This is a genomic window from Colwellia ponticola (assembly GCF_005885605.1).
In the GTDB taxonomy this organism is placed as follows: domain Bacteria; phylum Pseudomonadota; class Gammaproteobacteria; order Enterobacterales; family Alteromonadaceae; genus Colwellia; species Colwellia ponticola.
In genome coordinates this window covers 15,878-40,672 of sequence record NZ_SZVP01000005.1, presented here as the reverse complement: position 1 = coordinate 40,672, position 24,795 = coordinate 15,878, and the positions used below count along the sequence as shown (strand labels likewise).

Genomic DNA, 24,795 nt, shown 5'->3' with positions numbered 1-24,795 from the left:
CTCTTAAAATTAAGCTAAGGCTACTTTTTAGCTACCTTAGCTTTAGCAAGTTGGGCACGTAATCCGGCCATCCCTTGTTTATTGGATTGCTCAATATGCTCTACAGTTTTCTTTTTAGCGGCACCTAATTCCCAATTTAAATCATCTTGGGGTAATTCATGTAAAAAGCGACTGGCTTCAGTACGTGACACTTCACCAAACTGTCTGCGCTCTCTGGCATAAGTAAAGATTAACTCTCGTTGCGCCCGAGTAATACCTACATAAGCAAGACGACGCTCTTCTTCAACGCTGCCTTCATCAATACTCGTTTGATGCGGTAATAAACCTTCTTCCATGCCAATTAAAAAGACATAAGGGAACTCTAGCCCTTTTGAGGCATGTAAAGTCATTAACTGAACTTGATCGTTACTGTCTTCTTCTTCATTACGCTCCATCATGTCACGCAAGGTTAAACGCGTAACAATTTGCGGCAAGGTCATCGGCTCTTCGTCATCACTGCCTTCTAGCATTTGGGTTACCCAACTGAAAAGCTCGGTGACATTTTTCATGCGCATTTCAGCAGCTTTAGCACTAGGTGAGGTATCGTAAAGATAATCTTCGTAATTAATTTGCCGTATCATTGAGCGTAATACTGCCGCGGTATCGCCTCGCTCTGCTTGGTCGCCAATATCGACTAGCCATTGAGTGAACGCTTGCATTTTCATTAAGCTGCGACCGGTTAAGGTTTGCTCTAAGCCAAGTTCAAAACTGGCGGCAAACATACTAATTTGCCGCATGTTGGCGTAAGTACCCAGTTTTTCTAACGTCGCGGGACCTAACTCGCGTTTAGGTACGTTAACAATACGTAAAAAGGCATTGTCATCATCAGGGTTAACCAATACCCGTAAATAAGCCATGATGTCTTTGATTTCAGAGCGGGAGAAAAAAGAAGTACCGCCACTTATTTTATACGGGATACGGTTTTGCATTAACGCTTTTTCAAGTAAGCGAGATTGGTGATTACCACGATAAAGTACCGCGTAATCTTTGTATTGACTGCGATTCATAAAACGATGACCAATTAACTCGCCAATAACACGCTCAATTTCATTCTCTTCATTTGTCGCTTGTATTACTCTTAATTCAACGCCGTAAGCAAGTTCACTAAATAATGCCTTATCATAAACATGAGGGTTGTTAGCAATAAGTACGTTGGCACATTTTAATATACGACCGCTCGAACGATAGTTTTGCTCTAACTTAATTAATTTGAGATCGGGAAAGTCTTTACCGAGTAAGATTAAATTTTCTGGCTTAGCACCACGCCATGAATAAATAGATTGGTCATCATCACCAACAACCGTTAAGCGACCACGATCGCCGGCAATATTTTTTACTAATTCATATTGGCTAGCGTTAGTATCTTGATACTCATCTACTAATAAATAACGAATTTTATTTTGCCAACGCGCACGTACCTCAGGGTAATTTTTGAGTAGCAGTGTCGGAATCAGAATAAGATCATCAAAGTCTAAGGCATTATAAGCTTTCATATGCTTATGATAGCGTTGATAATATTCGGCATATTCACTGCTATCTGCATCATTCGCCGCTTTTAACGCATCATCAGGTAAGAATAAATCATTTTTCCAATTCGATATTTTACTTTGTAATTTACTGAGCAAATCTTTGTCACCATCAAGCTCGTCAAGCGTTAGCTCTTTGAGTAAGGCGAGAGTGTCTTGGTCATCAAATAAAGTAAAACCGGGTTTATAACCGAGGGTTTTAATTTCGCGGCGAACAATGTCGAGCCCAAGAGAGTGAAAAGTAGACACGGTTAAACCACGGGTAAGTTCACGACCGAGCATTTTTTGAATACGCTCTTTCATTTCGCGGGCAGCTTTATTAGTAAAAGTTACAGCGGCAATATTACGAGCCTTGTAATCACACTTTTGAATAAGATAAGCAATTTTTTGACAAATCACCCCAGTTTTACCTGAGCCAGCGCCAGCGAGTACTAAGCAAGGGCCACTTACAAATTTTACTGCTTCATTTTGTCCGGGATTGAGTTTCATGACTTTATCGTTGTTTTGTTCAAATAAATTTTCGTGTGCTAGATTTTACCTGTTTTTAGTCACCGACAAAACAGTTACAATGCAGCTAAGTGAAAAACAGTGAAAATCGATGAGACATTATTATGATCAATGCTAAAAAAATTGAAGAAATCGCTAAGCAAGTCACAGAATCTATCCCACCTAGCTTAAAAAATATCGCTCATGACTTTGAAGATAAAGCTAAGTCTGTCCTGCAAAGTAAATTATCACAGCTTGATGTGGTAACTCGGGAAGAATTTGACGTACAAACGCAGGTATTACTAAAAACACGAGCTAAAATTACTGAACTTGAAGCTAAATTAGGTGAATTAGAAGCAAAGTTAACCGCTAGTGAATAAGTGAAGTGTAAGCCTAATAAAGCCATTACAGCACAATATAACTCAACAAAACACAACAGCAAGGACGAACTATTTTATGTCTTCATCTAACGTCGCTTTAACGACAGGCCCATCGGCAATTACTTGTTTTAAAGCATATGATATTCGCGGGAAATTGGGCGACCAACTAAATACCGATGTTGCTTATCGTGTTGGTCGTGCTTTTGCTCAACACACTAAAGCAAAAACCGTGGTTGTCGGTGGTGATATTCGCTTAACCAGTGCTGAGTTAAAAGAAGCGTTAGCACAAGGTTTACTGGCCGGTGGTACTGATGTTATTGATTTAGGTTTAGCGGGTACAGAGCACATTTACTTTGCTACCAGTCACTTAAAATGTGATGGCGGTATTGTGGTTACCGCAAGTCATAACCCTATTAATTATAATGGTATGAAGCTAGTGCGGGAAAACTCAAAGCCTATTAGTGGTGATACGGGACTGTTTGATATTCAAGCATTAGCTGAGCAGAATGATTTTGTTGAGGTTAGTGTGCCAGGCACATTAACTACGGTTGATATCACTCAACCTTATACAGAGCACTTATTAACCTACATCGATAATAAAAATATTACACCATTAAAGCTGGTGGTTAACGCCGGTAATGGTACAGCAGGTCCTGCACTTGATGCCATTGAAAGCGCTTTTAAAGTACTCAATGTTCCTGTTGAATTTATTAAAGTGCATCACCAGCCTGATGGTAACTTCCCTAATGGTATTCCTAATCCTTTATTAGTAGAAAACCGCGGAGCAACGCGTGATGCGGTAATCAAGCATGGTGCTGATATGGGGATTGCTTGGGACGGTGATTTTGATCGTTGTTTCTTGTTTGATGAACACGGGGAGTTTATCGAAGGCTATTATATTGTTGGTTTATTGGCAGAGAACTTTTTAAATAAAATTGCCCGTGATAAAGCTAATGCCGCTGATAAAGTAAAAGCAGCAGCCAAAGCAAAGATTATCCATGATCCACGCTTAACGTGGAATACTATCGATATTGTTGAAAAATCTGGTGGCCAAGCTATTCAAAGTAAAACAGGGCACGCTTTTATTAAAGAACGTATGCGTAGTGAGGATGCTATTTACGGCGGTGAAATGAGTGCTCATCATTATTTTCGTGATTTTTTCTACTGCGATAGTGGCATGATCCCTTGGTTACTTATTGCTGAGTTGGTGTGTTTACGTAAACAACCTTTGTCTCATTTGGTTAAAGAGCGCATCAGTGCTTATCCTTCGTCGGGTGAAATTAATAACACTATTGCAGATCCTAAAGCAGCTATTCAGCGTGTTTTTGATTTTTATCAAGAGCAAGCACAAGTTATTGATAAAACCGATGGTATTAGTATGGAGTTTGGCCAATGGCGCTTTAACTTACGCAGTAGCAACACTGAGCCAGTAGTAAGGTTAAATGTTGAATCTAAAGGTGATGTGCAATTAATGCAGCGAAAAACCGAGCAAGTATTAGCGTTATTACTTGCTGAGTAACTGACTGAATTAATAAATAGCTTACTCAATATTTTAACTAATACCTTAACTAATACCTTAATACAGTAGTCTTGTTTTATTGCAGATAGCTTAATCGCTGATATTTTTAAACCTGAGGCTTTAATGGCTAAGCGCGAACCATTTTCAGAGTTACACTCAAGTTATGACACACTGTCATTTACTGAGTTTACTGAGCAATATAAAGCCTTATATGAAAGCAATATGGTCAAGGTAAGGTTATTTGAATTAACCTTACCTTGGCTCGCAGCAACTAAACAGTTTATGCTCCCTGAGCATAGCGAAGTTATTGTCCATTGCCTCTATCAACAGGCCTTTGAGCACAAGGATAGTAGTCAAGAACGAGTATTAATTATTGCTTGGCCTTTAGTACACAGTACAAACCACAGCAATAAAAACCATGACAATAAGCATCAATGGTCAAAGCAAAAGATAAGTTCGCTAACTAGCTTTTACGCTGCGGTTAGTGAACCTATCTTTGTAAACTCGCCTAATAAAAAAGCCATGCGCCAACTGTTGGCTGACATAACACGGCATCACCCATGGTCAAGTATGCAGCTTGGTGCTTTTGAAACAGGGGTTGTTACGCAAGCGTTACGTGAGTATTTTCCTTATCAGCGACTCTATTCGCAAACGGTTAATGTCTATCAAGAAGCCTTAACTGATTACGCTAGTTACTATCAGCAAAGGCCTAGTCAATTACGTAATACGATAAAAAGGCGTGAAAAAAAACTCGCTAAGGCGCATCAATATCACACTGACATCATCACCGATATAGCAAGGTTTCCTGAGGCATTTAACGCTTATAAAAGCATTTATCAACAAAGCTGGAAAGGAGAAGAGTACAGCTTCGATTTTATTGAACAAGTTTGTTTGGCGGCACTTACCGAAAATAAGTTACGGTTAGGATTGTTGTTTGTTGATGATGAACCTGCCGCGGCGCAGTTGTGGTTTTTACAAAACACGGGGCCTAAGCTCGTAGCTGATGTTAATGACAGTGGTAGCGTCTATTCTCAAAAAGAAGGCTATCAAAAAACGGCTTCTATTTTCAAACTAGCATATTCGCCTAAATATCAACAATATTCAGTGGGTTCTATATTATCTTTAGTGCTCTCTGAGCATGTTATTAGTGAAGATAAAGTTACCACTATCGAATTTGGTATGGGTGCTGAGCCTTATAAAAAAGATTGGTTAAGTGACACCCGAGTACGACAAAGCTATCAGGTTTTTAATCCACAGAGTATTTATGGTAAGTTAGCCATTATTCGTCATATGATAATACCGAGTGTAATTACCTTTGTAATGACTCGAATAACGAATACTTTACTGCTCATAAAAAGCATCTACAAATAAAAGCACAAGGAATGTAAGTACATAATGACTTCAGCACAAATGACTCAACAAACTAGTGAGCAATTAATTAAGTTACTCGTCGCTATTATTCCAAATTATGATGAAAACTTTTGGCATGCAGATACCGAGTTATTTGGTGCTATTGCTGAATTTGATTCTATGGCATTGGTTACTTTAATTGGTGAAATAGAAGAGTATTTTGATATCACGTTAGATGAAGATGATATTAATGCAGACAACTTTGCTTCGGTTAAGAGCTTAACTGAACTTGTACTTGCCAGTCACTAGCTATTTTGACTACCGTATCAACGCATGTTGAATTTTATCAGGGCATTAAAGGCCCATTATTTAGAATAATTAGAACGCCAGCAAAGGTGCTTGGCCACTTATTATTTATTGCGCCCTTGTTTGAACAGGCCAATAAAACTCGTCATCATGCTACGCGTTCAGCGATGAATGCTTACCAGTTTGGCTTACAGAGCATTGTCTTTGATCACTATGGTACTGGTGATAGTGCCGGTGATTTGATTGATGCTAGCATGGTGTTATGGCAACAAGATATTGTACAGCAAGTTAACGCCATCAAGGCAAAGTCTTCTCAAGCTATTTATTTTTCATTACCTTTATCAGCAGTGCTATTGTTATCTGATGAACTATTAAGTTTGGCTGATGGAGTAATACTTTTGCAACCAGACTTTAATGGTAAGCGTTTTGTGCAGCAATTTCAGCGTTTAGCCGTTGTGGCTCAACTGACTAAAAATAGTAAGATTGAAGAAGGTAGCTCTATACGTACTCAACGCACTGAACAACAAACTATTGAGATTGCCGGATACGTAATAACACCTAGTTTGTTATCTGAAATCTCAGGGCAGAGTCTAGCGAAGTTAGCTAAAATTACTGTTGATTGTTATTGGTTTGAATGGCAACACCAGCAAGAAGAGCTAAGCTTAGCTAGAACAAAACAACAACAGGCCGCAGTGAATAAAAGTAACCACTTGGTGATTGAGCAAGTTGACGATGTTAAGTTTTGGCAAGCAACAGAATTACAGCTTGCGCAATCGTTTTTAACAAAAGAGCAACAAGTTTTTGCTAAATTAGCCTCAGCGTCGCTAAGCTTTTCAGCGCCAGAAGTCGTGAAGTGTGAGAAACAATAGTGAAAGAGCAAGGCGTTATTTTTAACAGTAATGGTCAGCAATTAATTGCCATTGAGCATTTGCCTTTATCAACGACAGAAGGAGTCAACAAAAAAGGTGTGATTATTGTTGTTGGCGGTCCACAAACACGTGTAGGTAGTCACCGGTTGTTTGTTCAATTAGCTAGAGCATTAGCCAAACAGGGCGTCGTAGTGTTTCGTTTTGATTATAGTGGTGCCGGTGATAGTGAAGGTAAGGTCAGTGCGTTTACTGATATTCAAGCTGATATTGATGCTGCTATTAACACCTTTGAGCAACGCCACCCTGACATTATCGAGCTAAGTTTGTGGGGCTTATGTGATGCGGCATCAGCGATTTTACTTTATGTTAATCAGTATTCTCAACGCTCGCAAAGTTCGGCACAAGCAAAGATAAAACATCTGTTTTTGGTCAATCCCTGGGTTAGGCAAGCACAAACAGAAGCAAAAGCTTATCTTCGTTCTTATTATGTTAAGCGACTTTTGAGTAAAAGCTTTTGGCAAAAATTGTTAGCTGGACAAATAAAAGCCAAGTCAGCACTGACTGACATTCAAGACTTTCATCAACAAAGTAAAACCAGTGATATAGATACTAATGACAGCTTTGTTACACACATGCTACAAGGGGTAAGCCAGTTCTCAGGCGAATGTACCTTTGTACTTAGTAGTAATGATTTAACGGCAGATGAATTTAAATTATTAATTAACACTAATCAACAGTGGCGTAAAGTCATGGCTAGTCAGACCATCAAGGTAGAAACAATCAAGAATGCCGACCATACTTTTTCGCAACAACATTTAAAGAGTCAGTTAATTTATTTAGTCTGTGATATTTTACAAAGAAAAAAGCAAGTAAATAGTTAAGAATTCACTTAACCCTTGTTACTAACGTTAATAAAATGCTTTATGATTGTACAATCATGCATAGAGTTTTTACTGTTCACATTTAATCACTTAAAGGAAATAACATGAAAATAGGGATTATCATTGGCACTCGCCCAGAAATAATCAAGATGGCACCCGTTATTCGCGAATGTAAAAAACGTGGTATTGCCTATTTTATTATCCATTCAAATCAACATTACTCAGAAGAAATGGATAGTATTTTTTTCAAAGAATTACAACTACCTGCACCTGATTATAATCTAGGTGTTGGTTCTGGCTTACACAGTAATCAAACCGGCAATATTTTAATTGAAATGGAGCCTATTTTATTACAAGAAAAGCCCGATGTTGTCTTAGTACAAGGTGATACTAATACCGTCTTAGCCGGTGCGTTAGCGGCATCTAAACTAGGTATTAAAATTGGTCACATCGAAGCGGGTTTACGTAGCTATGATCGCACCATGCCAGAAGAAACCAACCGTATCTTAACTGACCATATGAGTGAGTATTTATTTGCTGTTGGTCCTAATCAACATGCTATTTTAGCTAAAGAGGGTATTGACAGCGATAAAATTTTTACTGTCGGTAATACCGTCTCTGATTCGTTATTTCAACATTTAGATATTTCAGCTAATACCAGTACTATACTCGCGGATTTAGATGTTGTATCAAAAGGCTTCTTCTTAGTAACAGCGCATCGCGCTTCTAATGTTGATATTCCTGCTAACCTATTAGAATTATTAGCATTATTTGATAAATTACATGCAAAATATACTGAAACCATTATTTGGCCAATTCATCCAAGAACTCAAGCCAAACTAAAAGAGTTTTCGATAGAGCTGCCTAAGTACTTAAAGCTTATTCCCCCTATTGGCTATTTAGATTTTATTCAATTACAAAAGCATGCCAAATTAATTTTAACCGACTCGGGCGGTATTCAAGAAGAAGCCTGTTTACTTGGCGTTCCTTGTATAACCTTACGTGAAAATACTGAGCGCCCTGAAGCGGTTGAAGTAGGCGCTAGTGTTCTCGTTGGCCGTGATGCTGATAAAGCCTTAGCAGCAGCAGATAACTGGCTGGCTGGAGGTAATAATCACAGCTGGGATAATCCTTTTGGTGATGGCCATGTTGCGGAACTTATTTTAGATATTATTACTAATACAGTGCCTAGTACCCTCGACCAAAAAATTATAGCTAAAAATGAAACCCTAAGTGTTATCGGTATGGGCTATATGGGGTTACCTATTGCTAGCCTATTAGCTGAGGCTGGTTATCAGGTAACCGGTGTTGATTTAAATAGCGATAAAGTTGCAGCCATTAATGCGGCGCAATGTCCTTTTGATGAAGCGGGTTTACCTGAGCTTATTAATAAAGTGGTATCACAAGGATTTTTAAAGGCCAGTACAGATATTCCTTCCAGTGAAACATATTTAGTAGCAGTGCCAACGCCACATATAGACAGCCGTTGTGATCGTAGTTATGTTTTTAGTGCTGTTGATGCTATTGCTAAAATCGCTAAAAATGGTCAAACCGTTATTATAGAATCGACAATATCACCACAAACTAGTCTTGCGGCTGCGCAAAGGTTTGCCGATGCTGGCTTAACGATTGATGTTGTTCATTGTCCTGAGCGTGCCATTCCAGGGCAAACGCTACACGAGCTTGTTTATAATGATCGCATCATTGGTGCAGCCAATGCTAAAGCGCAGCAAAAAGCGAAAACGGTTTACCAAAGCTTTGTTAAAGGTGAAATATTCCTAACCGATCTAACGACGGCTGAATGCATTAAATTAGTTGAAAACACTTCCCGTGATGTGGGTATTGCCTTTGCTAACGAATTATCGCAAATATGTACAGAACTTGAGGTTGATGTCTATGAAGTTATTCGTTTAGCAAATCGCCACCCAAGAGTTAATGTATTAACACCAGGTCCTGGCGTAGGCGGCCACTGTATCCCAATTGATCCGTGGTTTTTAGTTGAAAATACTAAAGCCGGTGAGTTGGTTCGTTTAGCTCGCGATATTAATGATAAGCGCCCTGGTATTGTTGCAGCGCAAGCCTTAGCATTACTTGGCGATACTAGCGCAAGCTTAATAGGTAAAAAAATAGGTATATTAGGTGTGGCGTATAAAGCCAATGTAGATGATTGTCGTGAGTCGCCAGCTGACGCTATTTTTGAACACTTTAAGCGAGCGGGCGTAGAGGTTAATTACCATGATCCTTTTGTACCAAGTTGGCATTGTGATCGCCAAGCGACTATAGCTGATATTGATCATTGGGCAGATGTGCTTATTCTAGTCACTGACCATGAATGTTATAATAATTTAAACGTCACAAGTCGTTTGCTTAATACGCGAGCCTAACATGATAAGCCCATTAACGTCGTTAATGGGCTTTGCTTTTTATCAAGATCGTTTGCAAATGCGATACCTCATTATATTCGCTCACTCATAACAGCAAAGGAAATCTAACATGAAATTTGTAAAAGCCTCTCTCTATTTAAGTGTTGCTCTGGCACTAACTGCTTGCAGTGAACAAGTCTCTGTTGAATCCCACTTAAAAAATGCCAAAATTTATCTCAATGAAAATAAAGTTAATGAAAGCATTATTGAATTAAAAAATGCTATTAGCGGTGATAGTCAAAATGCGGAAGCCCGATTCTTGTTAGGGCAAGTTTATTTAAATTTAGGAGATGGTGCTGCGGCGGTAAAAGAGCTTGAACACGCCAAGCAATTTAATTATGCAGCGAATAAAGTTTTACCCTTATTGGCTCGTGCCTATATCTTAACCGATAGTGATATTGATGTACTTGAGCTCAGTGGTGAGGCCAGTAAATTGGCCAATGAGGAGCACAGTCGCTATTTAGCTTATCAAACCCTCGCAGCGTTGCGTAGTGAGCAACCAGAGCAAGCTAAAGAGAGTGCTACGTTAGCGCAATCTTTAGGACAAGAAAATTTATATAGCATGTTAGCGTCGGCCTATCTGGCACTGTCAGAAAATAACTATGATGAAGTTAGCAGCCTTATTTCTCGTATTTTAGTGATAGATGCTAAGCAAGTTGATGCACTGATGCTGCAAGGTCAAGTATCAATGGTGACTAAAGATTACCAACAAGCAGCGAATAGTTTTAAAGAATATTTAGCATTACAACCACGCTCTGGCATTGTACAAATATTGTTGGCAGATTCTTTACTTAAATCAGGACAAGATAAAGAAGCTGAAAAGCATGCTGACGCTATCTTAGCCAAAGTAGCTAACCAACCTTTTGCACACTATATTAAGGCGATGGTGGCGTTTAATGCTAAAAACTTTACTAAAGCCAGTGAGCATGCTGAAACCGCTTTGTCAGCTAATTTTAATCAATTTAATTTAAAATTAGTAGCCGGGGCAAGTGCCTTTTATATAAAAAACTGGCAGCAAAGCCATCGTCACTTGTCTAGTGTAGTTAAGTACTTACCTAAAGATCATCAAGCCAGACGTATGTTAGCGGTTACTCAACTAGAGCTTGGTCTAGTTGATGAAATAAGTGCAACTATTGGTGACTTTGAAGGAAGCCAAGCAGGAGAAGCACAATTCTTATCTGCGCTAAGTTATAAATTATTAGCACTTGGTGCCACAGACGAAGCTAAAAAACTACTCGAACAAACAGAAAGTGTAACAGCAAAAAGCGCCAGTGATAATGCCAGACAAGGCATATTAAAGTTAATGATGAATGACCCTTCAGGTATTGAAGATTTACAAGAAGCTATTGCGTTAGACCCTGAATTTATTGAAGCTGAACTGGCCTTAGCTTATGCAGCATTACAAAGTAATGATATTGACCAAGCCCGAGAAATTGCCGTCAAGTGGCAAGAAAAATATCCTGATAAAGCCGGTGGTTATAGTTTACTAGCAAGCATTGCTATTAAAGAACAAAAATATGAAGCAGCTGAAGCCGCATTAAAGCAGAGCTTAGTGTTAGAGCCTGACAACTTATTCGCACTCATGGAACAACTGAGGTTAGCGCGCCAACAAAATAACGAAACACTGAGTAAAAAAAGGGCCGATTATCTAGTAAAATTAGCACCAAGTAATAATAAAGTCTTAAGGAGTTACTTTGGTGTTTATCAAAATGAAATGGCATTAGCGACATTGCAAACAGCGTATCAAGCAGATAAAGCCGATATTAATAAAGCCGTGTTAGTTGCTGAAGCCATGATCAGTTTAAGCCAATATAAAGAAGCAGAAGGCTTGCTAGCAAGCCTAGCTGAAAGCCCTAACTTGCCAAAACGTTATTGGCAATTAATGATATACAATTTGAAAAAACTAAATGATGGTCGCAACATTCAGAGCGTTTTAGAAAAATGGTTAAAAGCAAGTCCATATCATCTAGATCCCGTGATACTGCTTGCAGATTTACATGCCAGTACGGGGAATAATGAGCGAGCATTAACAGTAGTAAAGCGTGGATTAGAATACCATCAAGATAATGTTATGTTGCAGTTAGTTAACATGCAATTATTGCTCAATAGTAAAAAAATTATAGACGCTAAAGCTTTGTATGAAACATTAGCGACTGTCAATATCAATGAGGCCTTGAAAGCTGGGTTTCTTGGTAGAATTTTATTATTAGAAGAAAAATTTACGCCAGCAATACCTAAGCTTACCTTGCTCTATCAAACTTATCCAAGTAGCCAGAATGCAGGTTATTTAGCGGGTGCCTATCTAGGTAACAAAGAAGAAGCTGAAGCGATTAAAGTACTAGAGGGATATTTATTGATTGATCCTAATGAAAATCGCATTAAAACAATGCTTGCTGGCCTTTATTTACAAGATGACACCAGTAAAGCTATTACTGTTTATGATGATGTTGTCAGTAAGCAACCTAAAAATGTTATTGCTCATAATAATTTAGCTTGGTTGTATTTAAAACAAAATAAAATAGATAAAGCGTTACTACACGCTAAAGAAGCCTTCAGTTTAGCACCAGAGATCCCTAATATTGCCGACACTTATGGGCAAGTTTTATTACAAGCCGGTGATAATAAGGAAGCACTAAAGTATGCCAGTAAAGCATTTGATTTAACGCAAGGTAAGGATAGTGATATAGCGTTAAACTATGTCGAAGTATTAATAGCGAATAGTCACTTTGACGAGGCTAAAGTTACAATCAAAAAAATAGTGACTAATACAACAGAGCAAAGTGATAAAAAGACTCAATTATTGAGTAGGTTATAAGACCGAAGTTAGTATTAAAAAGTGGCAGTATAAGCTGTTTTTGATACTTTAAGGTACTGATACTATCAGTGTTAGCAGTTTAAAGTAAATGTAATAAAAAAGGGAATTAATGTGAGAACGTATATAAAAACTTCAGTGATAGTACTAGCGCTATCTTTAGGTGCCTGTGGTGAAACAAAAACAGCACAACAATTGATTAGCAGCGGCAATAATTTTGTGCAGATGAGCGATTTTTCTAGTGCTGTTATTGAATTTAAAAATGCGGTAAGCCTCGAGCCTGAAAATGCTCAAGCTCGATTTTTGCTTGCTAGTGCTTATATAGAACAAGGTAATTACCTCAATGCTGAAAAGGAACTTGCACGTGCATTAGAGTTAGGTATCGATTTTTCCCGTATCGCAGTACTCACAGCAAGAATAAAAACACATTTAAATAAAGCAGATGAAGTTTACCAACTAGTTGAACGTAGTCATGATTTGGCGGACGATGAGAATATTCAGTTATTAACCTATGCTGGTATTATGGCCTTAAAGCAACAAAAAATTGTGCAAGGGCAAGATTATTTGACACAAGCGATAGCGATTGATCCAAAGGCTGTTTATAGTCAAATTGCACAAGCTTATCTACACTATTCACACGAAGAGTTTTCTCAAGGTTTAGTGGTTATCAATAATTTATTTAAAGATAACGCTGACGCGTCTGAAGCATTGTTAATACAAGGGCATTTATACTACGCACTAAAAGAGTTTGATTATGCGAGTGAATCTTTTGCACGTTACCTTAACTATCATTCACAAGATCATAGTGTCCGTTTTTTTGAAGTAAATAGTCTTATTAAAGCAGAAAAGTTTGAACAAGCTAATGTACTCAACGATAGCTTATTAAAGGCATTTAAAGACTCTCCCTTAGCGTTACAGTTTAAAGCACAGCTTTTATATCAAAAGAAAAACTACAGTTTAGCAAGAGATTATGCCAATAAGGCATTACTAAATAGAGAGGACTTACTGGTAGCAAAAATTATCTCAGGGGTTAGTTCATACTTTTTAGGTGAGATTGAACAAGCTTATACCCAGTTAACAGCGGTTGTTGATAGAGTGCCTAATAACCCTTTGGTGACTAAGATACTGGCTGTAACAAAATTTGAGTTAGGGTATTACGCCGATGCAGTAGACGATTTTGAATCGTTACAGGACTTCACTGCAAAAGATATACAGTTTTTAAAAAGCTCAAGTGAAAACCTTATGGGCATTGGTCATGTCGATAGTGCTTTACTGTTAATTGATAAAGCAGAAAAGATTTTACCTAATGATGCCCAAATAGCAGCACGAAAAGGCTTGATGTTACTTTCTCAAAGTGACGCTAGCGGTATCACTTACATAGAGCGTGCTGTTGAGCTAGATCCGTCATTAACTTATGCTCAAGTCGCGTTGGCTATTGCTTATTTAAATTCAGGAGAGACTGCTAAGGCACAAGAAATTGCTGATAGATATAAAGATAATATTGATAAAGCGGATTTTGGTTATGTATTACAAGGTTTTATTTATCTTAATAACAAACAGAGTGTTGAAGCAAAAAGTAGCTTTGAAAAATCGTTATCATTAAATCCTAAAAACATAGCTAGTCTTTATAATTTAGGTTTATTACATCAACGAGCGGAACAACATTCAAAAGCGCTTAGTTATTTTGATCAGGTTTTACGTATATCTTCTGAACATAAAGGTGCATTAAAAGCTTTAGTTTCGTTAGCGAATAAGAAAGAATTACGCGAAGAAACTATTTCTCTTCTGACTAAAAATCAACAAAACAATAATCTTTATAGCACCATTGCCCTGGCACAGGCATTAACGATGGACAAGCAAGTTACGCAAGCGATCACAACCTTAGTGGGCATTGAAAAGTCGGTTCAGTTAACAGCAAACTACTTCTTATTGTTAGGTGATAGTTATGTAGCGTTAGAAAAGTACGCAGAAGCTAATACTGTGTTTATAGAGGGTCTAGCTCTTGAGCCTAAAAATTATTTTCTAAACGTTAAATACATTAGCGTATTAGAATTTTTAGGTGATTATAAGGGCGCGTTACAACAAACAAGAAAGCTACATCAGTATTATGACAGTAATATAGATATTACTACGTCACTCATTTATTTTGAGGCGAAGAATAAAAACTATAAAGAAGCCAAGCGTTTATTAGAAAAAATTAAAGGTCAAAAAAATAATAATAAGTTACTTGACGTTATTGCGGGTGAAGTTTATCAAGAAGAAAAGGATTACCCTCAAGCGATTGAGCATTTTTCCGCAGCTTATGAAGAAGAGCCAACTGAACTTAACCTACTTAATTTGGCACGTGTCTTGAAATTTGATAAACAAAATAAACAAGCGGAGCGTTTGTTAGAGTCATACCTTGATAAGCATACTAATAATAGCAAAATCCGCTTTTTGCTTGCTGAGTTGTACAGCCCAGCGGATAGAAAAAAGAAAGTGGTTCAATACCAAGCTTTATCCATAACAATGCCTAATAATGCGATTGTATTGAATAATCTAGCGTGGAATCAGTTTAAATTAAAGCAAACGGCTCAAGCACTTATTAATATAGAAAAAGCATATCAATTACAACCTGACAACTTAGCTATTCAAGAATCTTATGGTGTGATCCTCATCGCGAATAACAAGTTAGATCAAGGGATCACTATCCTAGAGCAAGCGATAGTATCTGGTTCGACTGACCCAATTGCCCAGGAAAGTTTAACTAAGGCTAAAGCTTTACATAATAAATAAAATAAAAAAAGCCGTAGTTAACTAATAAAACTGTCAGTTTTTTTTACATCTTTATTAGTTAGTATTTATTATTATTATTTAATATTGATAAATAAGGTTTTTTTTAGTTGGCATGATAGGTGCATTATATATTATGAGTTGTTAACGGATTTTATTTTTTTGTTAACGTATTTCGTTTCATGTTGATGAAAATAGCTTTTATAATAAGGATAGGATACATAATGAATAAATTTACTAAAATATTAACCGCAGGTACTTTCGCTTTCGCTAGTATTGCCGCATCAGCATCAGATATTACTGTCGGTGGTGTTACTTGGGATCCAGATTACCAAACTATATCAGCCAAAGATTTTATTGGTAGAGCTGATTTTACTCAATGGTTTTCTACTAGTGGTGTAAGTGCTTCAGGTGCTCCAGATATTAACGCGGTACTTCCTGGTACTGTCGGTTCTATGCTGCAAGGTGCTGGTGAGATTGGTCGCTTCAATGGCTCAACTGATTTTGTTTGTGCAACCTGTGAACTTACCTTTACTTTTGGTGGCCTTGTATTTGATGGAGACATGTCTAATGATGGCTCTTTATTTAATCTAGCCGCTTCAAAAACTTCAGGTTACTTCAATATTTATTTTGATAACACGGCAGATTTTGATCCAGGTAACATCAATAGCCAAGCTGATATCGACGCTAGTGCTGATGGTTCATTATTTTTATCTTTTGGTTTTGAGAGCTTAAAAGAAGGTCAAGGTTTTACACCAGATAGCGGTAGTCTAGCTTCATCTTGGAATGTTACTGGTGGTACTGCTGCAGGTAACTTCGATAGCAACTCAGAATTTATGGGTTCAGATCTTGGTTTTGTTGCTTTTGTTGATTTCCAAGGTAATCAATATGGTACAGGTAGCGGTACTGCTTCAGGTAACTCTATCCCTGAACCTACTACTTTAGCTATCTTCGGCTTAGGTCTTTTAGGCCTAGCAGGTGCGGCTCGTCGTAAAGCATAATTCTGCTTACGGTTTAATAAAAGTTGCTTTAACTATCCGTTATTAGTTAATTAATAAAAACCTCCCATAGGAGGTTTTTTTATACCTAAAATAACAGCTGTTAATCGGCTAGAAACCATTAAAAAGTACTGCTTATTTTTTATTTTAGCGGCTTGGCATAAAAAAAGCCTCAGCTTAATCGAGTTAAGCTGAGGCTTTTTAAACGCTTAAGAAAGCGAACATTATTTTATGCTAGAGTAGTATGCTGCTAAGTTAGCGATGTCAGCATCAGTAAGTCCTGCAGCCATAGCTGACATGACAGGATCTTTACGTTGACCAGAGATAAAATCTTTAAGCTGCTTAGCAATGTAAGCTTCTTTTTGGCCAGCTAAGTTAGGGTACATAGGAATAGCAGAAATACCAGCAGCACCATGACAAGCAGCACAAGTCGCTGACTTTACTTTACCAGCGGCTGCATCGCCCGCAAATACAGGAGATGCCATCATAACCGTTGCTGTTGCAACAGCGAGTATAAGTTTTTTCATAATTTCACTCTCTTTGGGTTAAAAATTTTGTACCAAGATAAAATGTAAGCATAACAAGATAAAATGCAAGCATAATAAGTAGGCTACAAAAATATATTTTCTCTGCCGAGTATATGAAAAATAAGCTAACTTGTCGTTGATTTTTTCTTAAAACCTCTGATTAATATTAAGCTTTAGCCGTATAATTAATTATAGTAGATAAGAAATTAAAATAGGTGATTATGAAGTCTTCAATACCTTTACAGTATGTTAAGTCGCTAACGTATGAAGTAAGCTATTTAAGCGTTATTTTTAAAAATGAATGGTGCCAAGAAGATATTTCGGTGTTAACAACGTTGCTTTTTCACAACATTAACGTCATTAGCATACAAGAAAAAATTATCGGTGCTGATCGAGAAAATATTCGTTTTAGTTGGGAAAACTACGCTTTTGTTTTAAGTTTCGATTGTTATAGTCAATCATGCTGGATTGAAGGGCAAGATGATACAAGTACAGCACAGTTAAAGGTCCTTTGTAGTGTAATAAAAAATCATGAATAGAAATCAACAAACGATTAATAAAATATTAGTGAGTGCGTGTTTTTTAGGTGATCGTGTTCGATATAACGGAATAGTCAAAACACTTGAAGATAAGCTCTTACTGCAATGGCAACAACAAGGGCGCTTAATTTCTATATGCCCGGAAGTCATATCTGGTTTGCCTGTGCCAAGGCCGCCTGCAGAAATAAATCAAACCACAAAACAAGTGATGACGATAGACTCTGTTGATGTTACCGAACAGTTTAATGAAGGAGCACAAAAGGCATTGCTTTTATGTCAGCGGCATAATATTAGCTTTGCCTTGTTAAAGGAATCTAGCCCTTCTTGCGGCAGTAGTAGCCTATATGACGGTACATTTAGTCAGCAAAAAATCAAGGGAGAAGGTGTCACTACGCAACTTTTACGTAAAAATAACATTGAAGTCTATAGCGAAGTGACTATTGAGTTATTAGCTAAGCGAATAAATTCTAGTGATCAGACCAGTTAAGTTGCATAATAAATTACACGTTTTAAGTAAATATATAAGCAAGGTAATTTAATGGCTAACAAATTCAGCACTATCATTACAAAAGTAAATAAAACACCACTATCGATACGTTCATTTCTATTAACTAAGCTCTTTGCTAGCAAAGTAAAGTTTGCCGGCACAACCGGTATTGTTATTAAGCAAGTAACCGCCCATAAAACCCAGTTATTACTAGCAAATAAAAAAGCAGTACAAAACCATATTGGCGGTATTCATGCTATTGCTGCCGCTGTGTTAGCAGAATCTGCTACTGGGATAGTTTTTGGCATGAATGTTCCCGATTCAAAATTACCATTACTTAAATCTATGCAGGTTAATTATCAACGACGTATGCAAGGTGATTTGAGTGCAGTCGCTCGATTAACCGATGAGCAAATAACTCTTATTAAGCAAGATGAAAAGGGCAGTATTTATATACCAGTGGTTATAACAGACGAATCTGGGCAAGCGCCGATAGAATGTCAAATGGAGTGGGCATGGGTTAGCAAAAAAAGAACCAATAATCAGTAATGCCTTGTTAAACTATATAATATAAAATATTGTGTAATGGTTCTGAATTGATGAGCAATAAGTAGTAATTAAATGGATGAAAATACAACTAATATACAGGGTAAGCAAGCTGTCAACATAGAGAGTAGCGCGAAGCCATTTCATCGATTTTTTACCGGGCATATTATTGCTACTTTCTTAATTGTTGCTATGACGCTCTCTTTAACAGGCGTCTTTTTATTTCAGCAAGCTAAGCAGGCTAAAACGCTAATAGCCGAGCAACTTATACCACTACAAACACAACTGCTACAACAAACTTACCTGATTAATACCGACAAACTCATTGATAACACCTTACAAAATAGCAATGCGCATGAGTTGCTTATTTTACAGCAGCAACTCTTATTACAAAGTAAGAAGCTTCTATTATTAAAGTCTGAGTATCAGCGAGATTATCAACAATGGTTTTCTCGTAATACACTTGCCAGCCGTATTGTCACTCGAATTGAATCAAGTGATACCAGTAATGAAGCATTAAAGCACAAAGCATTAATACAACTCAAGACACTGCTTGATGCGCTAAAAATTCAAATAACGTTTTTAGATAATAATTCCGTAGTAGCGCCACTTGATAAGCAACAGAAAACCGCTGCACAAATAGAGCAGTTGTCTGCCGTTGAAAAGCAATTGCATACTGCATTTATAATGTTAGACAAGTTGACTTTGCATATGCCCTTGAGCAAATTTGAGCAGTTGCGTAATCAAATCAATGCACTTTTTGTTGTTGATTATCCAAAACAGCTTATTGAGTCACAACGAGACAATCAGGCAATGGCTGATATTTTTAGGGATCTAATTCGCTTTGAAAATCTTATATTAAAACGGGGTGTTTTAGATAAATGGCATGAACAGTTACGGTTGATGAAAGATTATCAACAACAGCTTGTCGAACAACAGCAGCAATTACAAAGTATTTTGTATCAATTATCAAAAGATGACTACGGTATTGATACTCAATCAAGTGGTTATATTAAGGCAAATAAAGATACTCTCAACGCAAGTAAGCTACCACAATGGATTATGGTTGCACTGACGGCAGCACTCTTTAGTGTTTTAGCATTATTGTGGTTAATCAAAGCACGTATCAAACTTATGAGTAAAGAAAATTTTACTCGTATTGAACACTCGTTCGCGCGTGATAAAAAAATATTAACCACTACTAACCCATATTTTTATAGCGCTGAAGCAGAGCAGTTAGTCAATAAGATACAACAGATACCGTGTGATCATGATAGGGAAGATGACTTTGCTGTACTTAAAGAGAGGAACCAAGTACTTGAAACACAAATGCTGCAAGATAAATCAACACAAGAGCAATTACAGCGTGACTTAGCATCGCTTGAACTCGCTATGTCTACCCGTACTAAAGCAACACTTTTATTAGAGCAAAAGCGCAGTACAGCGCTGTATGTATCGGGGCTAAAACAATTAATGTTATTAGGTAAAAGTGCGCTGACTTTAACCAAGAACACTAATCACAGCAAGGTAATTAATCATTACTTATGTCAGGCGCATCTTCAAGCTCAAGACTTGGTCTGCACCTTACGACAAGCGAGTTGCTATCGATACTTGCAAAGTAGTGAAGCTGTGTTACGACTAGCTCAGGTAAATCTCGCTAACCAAATACAAGCTATTACACTGAATTTACACGGTGAACTCTTGCGTTGTAATAATAGTTTATCGGTAAGTATGGATGAAAAAATACACCATGAAGTGAACTTAGATAAAGCGTTGTTTTCTGAATTAATAAATACTTTTATTAAGCTGCTATTGACTGGACAAACCGATAAAAAGTTATCATTCAATTTACTTTTAGTCGATAACAACAGTGACCAACAAAAAATATTTTTTAGTGCTGAGATCGAAGGTAAGGGTAATGCAGCGACACTACCACAGATACTACAGGTTTTTTCTGATGAAAGTATCGAGCATAATGAGCATACTGCTTACTTTAATACTCTGCTACGATTCCTACAGGGTAATAATGTGAATGTGACGATAACCGAGCAGGGCTATCAATTAGGCTTTACCTTCACGCTAGGTATAATTAATAATCAGCAAACACAATATTACCCGACATTATTATTACCCAGCTATTTAGCTGATATTGAGAATACTTGTCTTGAATTAAGCGCAAAGTACTTGGCTATGCCTATAGAAGTATTAATTGCGGCAAAGCAACCAATTCAATACCAACGTTTACAACAACTATTACACAGCATCGGTTTACAAGTGACCTTTGTGACCGATGAAGTAATGCTAGAGAAAAACTGGCAAAGTGGTCGGTTTACCTTATTAATGACAGAAATAGCGTGCCAACCTTTTATTCGCTTTATCACTGATACAGACGCTAAACCTTCAGCTAAAGATACCCTTGTCAGAGGGGTGTTTGATTTAATCAAACGTACCGATAGTAGAAAACCTCCTTCAGCTTATGAACATTGGGTTATTGGTGAAGTCACAGCGGATAGTACTGAAAATGAAATAATCGCGGCAATGCGCCCTTGGTTAACATTACAAAAAAAAGCTGGTGAAGCCCTTGAAAAAGTTTCAGTCGCTAACACTAAAAATAATACTGAAACACCGGTTATTCAGCGAACTTCATTAGCAAGAGAACGTTCGGTGAGTTTTAATATTGAGCGTTATATTCACCATCAAGGCTCTGCAGAATTAGCAATTTTTATGCTTGCTGAATATACCGCTGAAAATACTGTTTTAGTAAAGCAATTAAGCCAAGCCTTTATTAACGATGACGCTATAAAAGTTGCGGTGGCGGCACAATCATTATTAGTGAATAGCAAAATACTTGCGGCCGATTATTTAGTACATTTATGTCAGCATTGGCAAAAGTTACTAACGAATAAGGTGCTAGATAAGCATAATAAAGTACAAATAAGTTTATTAAAGAAAACTAAAAAAGCAGTAGCAGATATTAATAAATATGCTGATGATATTGTTTAGTTAACTGTTGTGCTAAGCGTTGGCAATATTAAAATGAATTGATAAGGACTATTGTGAGTAATAGTAAACATAAAAAAAGGTTAACCGACAGCCCATGTGTCAGTAATTGTTGCTTAGATAATGACGATATTTGTCTTGGTTGTTTTCGTCATATTGATGAAATAGTCGCTTGGCGCGGTTATTCTGATCAAGAAAAACAACGAATTATTGCCTTGTGCTGCCAAAGACAAATAAAGCACGATTACAACAAAACTATTTAAGCATCTCGCGTTAGGCCTTTTTCAACAGAGCGGATTAAACGTAAGGTTAAACGATGGTTTTTTTCTTGTTCTGCGCCGGCTTGTTCAGAGAGCATTTTTTTATGATCTTGCTGTGCTAGCGCCCAGTTGATATGCTCGGCTAAAAATTCATTCACCTCAGTGAGTTTTTCGGTTAATGCCGTGACAATAATATCACTGTAAGGGGCGTTACCTAAGGCCACGGCAATATTACGTAGCCAACTTTGAAAGCCAATACGTCGGATAGGGGAGCCTTGTAAAGTATTAAGGAAGTACTCTTCTGACCAAGCAAATAATGTTAGTAGGCTACTATCATCAAGATTATTTCTTGCCTGAAAGTCATCAACTAAACTCAGTTGCGCGTACTTATTCCAGGGGCAAATTAATTGGCAATCATCACAGCCATAAATGCGATTCCCCATTAAAGGTCTTAACTCTTCAGGGATAGCATCAGGCGATTCAATAGTGAAATAAGAAATACAACGTCGTGCATCAACCGTATAAGGCTCTACTATCGCCTTAGTAGGGCAAATTTTAATGCAGGCAACACAAGTACCACAGTCATTAGTTTTACTTTCTGTGGTGGTATTTTCAATCGCCTTCTTACTGTACTCATTGTCAGTAAGGGGCAGAGGAATATCAACAAATAGCTCACCTAAGAAAAACCACGATCCTGCTTTTTTATTAATTAGTAAAGTATGTTTACCAGCCCATCCCAATCCTGCTTTTTCTGCTAACGGCCTTTCCATTACCGGCGCTGAGTCAACAAATGGGCGATAATTAAAGTCGCTACAGTGCTCTGCTATTTTTTGTCCTAATTGCTGTAAGCGTTTACGCATTAACTTATGATAATCGCGTCCAAGCGCATATCGGCTAATATAAGCTTTGTTTTTGTCTTTTAAAATACTGGCAAATTGAGCATTATGGGGGAGGTAATCTAAACGTACGCTAATTACTCTAATGGTGCCAGGCACTAATTCGGCAGGTCTAGCGCGCATTAAGCCATGACGCGCCATATAATCCATATTGCCGTGGTAGTTATTAGCCAACCAACGCTCTAATACACTTTCATGAGCGGATAAGTCTATATCACTGATACCTACATCAGAAAAACCGAGTTCTTTACCCCAAAACTTGATTTTTTCTAATAATTCTTGATAGTTAATAAGGGACATTGTTATACCAATAAAGCCATTTTAGCTCGTTTGTTGAACCATTAATTGAGGTTATACCAGTTTCGTTAATTATGTGATCTATTTTATACGTAGAAAAAACGAACAAATACAAGGCATTTATTTTTATAACTAGTTGTTCTAGTTATTAAATAAATAACGCAGTAGTTGGTTGTTTTAACCTGTAGAAATGATCAGATATTTAATGAGATTGGTATTAATATTATAACCATGAAATTATCGTTAAGTTTATCACAAAAACCACCCTTCGCATTAGCGTATAGCGCTAAGCAAGTATTAGAAAATGAAGCGAGCATCGCTAAAAATCAAGGGGTCGCATTGTTTGACCTTATGCAAAGTGCCGGTGGTGCTGTGTTTGCAGAATTACTAAAAAGTTGGCCGAATACAAAGCACATTATAATAGTGTGTGGTAAAGGTAATAATGGTGGCGATGGCTTTGTTGTTGCTAAATTAGCACAACAAGCAAACATAAAAGTGAGCGTAATACTTACCTGTCAAATTAGTCAGTTAACAGGGGATGCATTACTTGCTTATCAGGCGATGATGTCAGTTGGGGTATCGTTAATCGTCGACAATGCTGAAAAAAATAATCTTGATGGCTTAACGGTAATGAAAAACTTTACCGGTGAGGTGATTGTTGATGCTTTATTTGGTATTGGTTTTAGCGGTAAGCTTAGCTCATCTCTACAAGCACTGGTGTTGAGTATTAACAGTCACCCAGCTAATGTTATCAGTATTGATGTGCCTTCAGGACTTTGTGCTACCACAGGACAAGTACAAGGGGCGGAGACAGAAATACAAGCAGTTATCGCCGATATCACGGTAACTTTTATCGTTTATAAACAAGGCTTATTGACGGGTCAAGCGGCTAACTTTGTGGGTAAGTTATTATTAGCCCCTTTGGCGATTAACTTCATTTTTACTGAACAAGTGCAAAGCCATTATTACTATAGTCAATATACAGTGCCCTTGACCTTAGCTAAGCGATTACCTGCTAGTCATAAAGGCAACAGCGGTTTATTATTGGCTGTCGGTGGCGGTGAAGGTATGCCAGGGGCAATTCGCTTGGCTAGTGAAGCAGCATTACGCTGTGGTGCGGGCTTAGTTGCAGTAAGTTGTCATAAAAATAATCAAGGATTTATGGTTAATGGTCGACCTGAGCTGATGTTAGCACCGACAACAAGTGACTTATTAGTAAATTCAACGCAATTACATAACGCAAAAACTTATCTTATTGGCCCCGGTTTAGGGCTGGGCAATGAAGCAAAGCAACTTTTTGAATTGCTTTGTGAATCTAGTCAAGCACAACATAAAAGAATGACACTTGATGCTGATGCTTTGATACTGTTAAGTCAGACGGAAAAATATAATCAACATTGGGTACTAACACCACACCCCAAAGAAGCAGCAGCTTTACTCGGTTGCGAGGTTGCCAGTATTGAAGCGAACCGTTTTGCTGCTGTTCGAGCTATTTCAAACCAATACGGTGGTATTTGTTTACTTAAAGGAGCCGGCACCTTAATTTCTGATGGTGAGCGGGTTTTTATCAATAACTCAGGTAATGCTGGTATGGCATCGGGCGGTATGGGTGATGTCTTAAGTGGTATAATTACTGCTCTAATGATGCAAAGTGATAATATTTTTTACGCAACATGCTTGGCAGCGTATATTCATGGCGCTTCAGCTGATATTATAGCCAATAATAATGGTCAACGTGGCTTATTAGCGAGTGATTTATTTATACCGTTACAGCAATTACTTAACGGCTTGACGCCTAAATAAAACAATTGCTGAACAGGCGCGAGTGATGTTGGCGTTAAGGTAATGCCTGAGCATTGTTTTATAGTCGTCGCCATTAAAA

At 37.6% G+C, this 24,795-nt stretch carries 19 protein-coding genes; 16 read left to right on the top strand and 3 right to left on the bottom strand.

Going from position 1 to position 24,795, the window contains the following annotated elements:
* Positions 1-20: 20 nt before the first annotated feature.
* On the bottom strand, positions 21-2,054 hold the full coding sequence (rep, locus tag FCS21_RS07370) for a DNA helicase Rep (protein ID WP_138621965.1): 2,034 nt from the start codon (positions 2,052-2,054) through the stop codon (positions 21-23).
* A 122-nt stretch (positions 2,055-2,176) separates the two neighbouring features.
* Here rep and ubiK point away from each other — a divergent pair, with 122 nt between their 5' ends.
* The 10 genes from ubiK (at position 2,177) to FCS21_RS07320 (ending at position 16,364) form a co-directional block, all read left to right on the top strand.
* Complete coding sequence (ubiK, locus tag FCS21_RS07365; protein ID WP_138621963.1) at positions 2,177-2,431, top strand: ubiquinone biosynthesis accessory factor UbiK; 255 nt, start codon at positions 2,177-2,179, stop codon at positions 2,429-2,431.
* Between the two features lie 76 nt (positions 2,432-2,507).
* Positions 2,508-3,950: a phosphohexomutase domain-containing protein gene (locus FCS21_RS07360; RefSeq protein ID WP_138621961.1), complete on the top strand. Its 1,443-nt coding sequence runs from the start codon at positions 2,508-2,510 to the stop codon at positions 3,948-3,950.
* Between the two features lie 123 nt (positions 3,951-4,073).
* Positions 4,074-5,321: a GNAT family N-acetyltransferase gene (locus tag FCS21_RS07355; protein ID WP_138621959.1), complete on the top strand. Its 1,248-nt coding sequence runs from the start codon at positions 4,074-4,076 to the stop codon at positions 5,319-5,321.
* Positions 5,322-5,345: 24 nt separating this feature from the next.
* Positions 5,346-5,609, top strand: a complete 264-nt coding sequence (locus FCS21_RS07350) for an acyl carrier protein (RefSeq protein ID WP_138621957.1) — start codon at positions 5,346-5,348, stop codon at positions 5,607-5,609.
* A gap of 5 nt (positions 5,610-5,614) precedes the next feature.
* The gene (locus FCS21_RS07345; RefSeq protein ID WP_171035657.1) at positions 5,615-6,475 is read left to right on the top strand and encodes a hydrolase 2, exosortase A system-associated; all 861 of its coding nucleotides are present in this window, start codon (positions 5,615-5,617) and stop codon (positions 6,473-6,475) included.
* A complete protein-coding gene (locus FCS21_RS07340) occupies positions 6,475-7,356 on the top strand; it encodes a hydrolase 1, exosortase A system-associated (RefSeq protein ID WP_171035656.1) in 882 nt (293 codons plus the stop codon). Before FCS21_RS07345 ends, FCS21_RS07340 begins: the two co-directional genes overlap by 1 nt.
* Positions 7,357-7,460: 104 nt before the next feature.
* Positions 7,461-9,740 carry a non-hydrolyzing UDP-N-acetylglucosamine 2-epimerase gene (gene wecB, locus FCS21_RS07335; RefSeq protein ID WP_138621951.1) on the top strand — a complete coding sequence of 760 codons (2,280 nt, stop codon included), beginning with the start codon at positions 7,461-7,463 and terminating at the stop codon, positions 9,738-9,740.
* Between the two features lie 109 nt (positions 9,741-9,849).
* The gene (prsT, locus tag FCS21_RS07330) at positions 9,850-12,594 is read left to right on the top strand and encodes an XrtA/PEP-CTERM system TPR-repeat protein PrsT (RefSeq protein ID WP_138621949.1); all 2,745 of its coding nucleotides are present in this window, start codon (positions 9,850-9,852) and stop codon (positions 12,592-12,594) included.
* Positions 12,595-12,705: 111 nt separating this feature from the next.
* Positions 12,706-15,366 carry an XrtA/PEP-CTERM system TPR-repeat protein PrsT gene (gene prsT, locus FCS21_RS07325; protein WP_171035655.1) on the top strand — a complete coding sequence of 887 codons (2,661 nt, stop codon included), beginning with the start codon at positions 12,706-12,708 and terminating at the stop codon, positions 15,364-15,366.
* A 221-nt stretch (positions 15,367-15,587) separates the two neighbouring features.
* Positions 15,588-16,364, top strand: a complete 777-nt coding sequence (locus tag FCS21_RS07320) for a PEP-CTERM sorting domain-containing protein (protein WP_171035654.1) — start codon at positions 15,588-15,590, stop codon at positions 16,362-16,364.
* Positions 16,365-16,585: 221 nt separating this feature from the next.
* Here FCS21_RS07320 and FCS21_RS07315 read toward each other — a convergent pair whose 3' ends face one another.
* Complete coding sequence (locus tag FCS21_RS07315) at positions 16,586-16,888, bottom strand: c-type cytochrome (protein WP_138621943.1); 303 nt, start codon at positions 16,886-16,888, stop codon at positions 16,586-16,588.
* Between the two features lie 221 nt (positions 16,889-17,109).
* On the opposite strand from FCS21_RS07315, the gene FCS21_RS07310 reads away from it, so the two are divergent.
* The 5 genes from FCS21_RS07310 (at position 17,110) to FCS21_RS07290 (ending at position 21,723) form a co-directional block, all read left to right on the top strand.
* Complete coding sequence (locus tag FCS21_RS07310; RefSeq protein ID WP_138621941.1) at positions 17,110-17,427, top strand: DUF3630 family protein; 318 nt, start codon at positions 17,110-17,112, stop codon at positions 17,425-17,427.
* 13 nt (positions 17,428-17,440) lie between these two features.
* Complete coding sequence (locus tag FCS21_RS07305) at positions 17,441-17,914, top strand: 2-thiouracil desulfurase family protein (RefSeq protein ID WP_222927957.1); 474 nt, start codon at positions 17,441-17,443, stop codon at positions 17,912-17,914.
* A gap of 51 nt (positions 17,915-17,965) precedes the next feature.
* Positions 17,966-18,463 (top strand): DUF4442 domain-containing protein, encoded by a 498-nt coding sequence (locus FCS21_RS07300; RefSeq protein WP_138621938.1) that lies wholly within the window; start codon positions 17,966-17,968, stop codon positions 18,461-18,463.
* Between the two features lie 72 nt (positions 18,464-18,535).
* Positions 18,536-21,463: a hypothetical protein gene (locus FCS21_RS07295; protein WP_138621936.1), complete on the top strand. Its 2,928-nt coding sequence runs from the start codon at positions 18,536-18,538 to the stop codon at positions 21,461-21,463.
* 53 nt (positions 21,464-21,516) lie between these two features.
* Positions 21,517-21,723: a DUF1289 domain-containing protein gene (locus FCS21_RS07290; protein WP_138621934.1), complete on the top strand. Its 207-nt coding sequence runs from the start codon at positions 21,517-21,519 to the stop codon at positions 21,721-21,723.
* Here the strand turns inward: FCS21_RS07290 and queG are convergent.
* Positions 21,720-22,916 carry a tRNA epoxyqueuosine(34) reductase QueG gene (queG, locus tag FCS21_RS07285; RefSeq protein ID WP_138621932.1) on the bottom strand — a complete coding sequence of 399 codons (1,197 nt, stop codon included), beginning with the start codon at positions 22,914-22,916 and terminating at the stop codon, positions 21,720-21,722. The genes FCS21_RS07290 and queG overlap by 4 nt on opposite strands.
* A gap of 228 nt (positions 22,917-23,144) precedes the next feature.
* On the opposite strand from queG, the gene FCS21_RS07280 reads away from it, so the two are divergent.
* Complete coding sequence (locus FCS21_RS07280) at positions 23,145-24,716, top strand: NAD(P)H-hydrate dehydratase (RefSeq protein ID WP_138621930.1); 1,572 nt, start codon at positions 23,145-23,147, stop codon at positions 24,714-24,716.
* Positions 24,717-24,795 lie beyond the last annotated feature (79 nt).

What these genes read in the sequence shown, in the direction of transcription:
- FCS21_RS07315 (WP_138621943.1), bottom strand. Translation starts at nt 16,888, where the DNA reads ATGAAAAAACTTATACTCGCTGTTGCAACAGCAACGGTTATGATGGCA.
- FCS21_RS07300 (WP_138621938.1), top strand. Translation starts at nt 17,966, where the DNA reads ATGGCTAACAAATTCAGCACTATCATTACAAAAGTAAATAAAACACCA.
- FCS21_RS07295 (WP_138621936.1), top strand. Translation starts at nt 18,536, where the DNA reads ATGGATGAAAATACAACTAATATACAGGGTAAGCAAGCTGTCAACATA.
- FCS21_RS07355 (WP_138621959.1), top strand. Translation starts at nt 4,074, where the DNA reads ATGGCTAAGCGCGAACCATTTTCAGAGTTACACTCAAGTTATGACACA.
- FCS21_RS07360 (WP_138621961.1), top strand. Translation starts at nt 2,508, where the DNA reads ATGTCTTCATCTAACGTCGCTTTAACGACAGGCCCATCGGCAATTACT.
- rep (WP_138621965.1), bottom strand. Translation starts at nt 2,054, where the DNA reads ATGAAACTCAATCCCGGACAAAATGAAGCAGTAAAATTTGTAAGTGGC.
- FCS21_RS07320 (WP_171035654.1), top strand. Translation starts at nt 15,588, where the DNA reads ATGAATAAATTTACTAAAATATTAACCGCAGGTACTTTCGCTTTCGCT.
- prsT (WP_138621949.1), top strand. Translation starts at nt 9,850, where the DNA reads ATGAAATTTGTAAAAGCCTCTCTCTATTTAAGTGTTGCTCTGGCACTA.
- ubiK (WP_138621963.1), top strand. Translation starts at nt 2,177, where the DNA reads ATGATCAATGCTAAAAAAATTGAAGAAATCGCTAAGCAAGTCACAGAA.
- wecB (WP_138621951.1), top strand. Translation starts at nt 7,461, where the DNA reads ATGAAAATAGGGATTATCATTGGCACTCGCCCAGAAATAATCAAGATG.
- FCS21_RS07350 (WP_138621957.1), top strand. Translation starts at nt 5,346, where the DNA reads ATGACTTCAGCACAAATGACTCAACAAACTAGTGAGCAATTAATTAAG.
- FCS21_RS07280 (WP_138621930.1), top strand. Translation starts at nt 23,145, where the DNA reads ATGAAATTATCGTTAAGTTTATCACAAAAACCACCCTTCGCATTAGCG.
- queG (WP_138621932.1), bottom strand. Translation starts at nt 22,916, where the DNA reads ATGTCCCTTATTAACTATCAAGAATTATTAGAAAAAATCAAGTTTTGG.
- FCS21_RS07310 (WP_138621941.1), top strand. Translation starts at nt 17,110, where the DNA reads ATGAAGTCTTCAATACCTTTACAGTATGTTAAGTCGCTAACGTATGAA.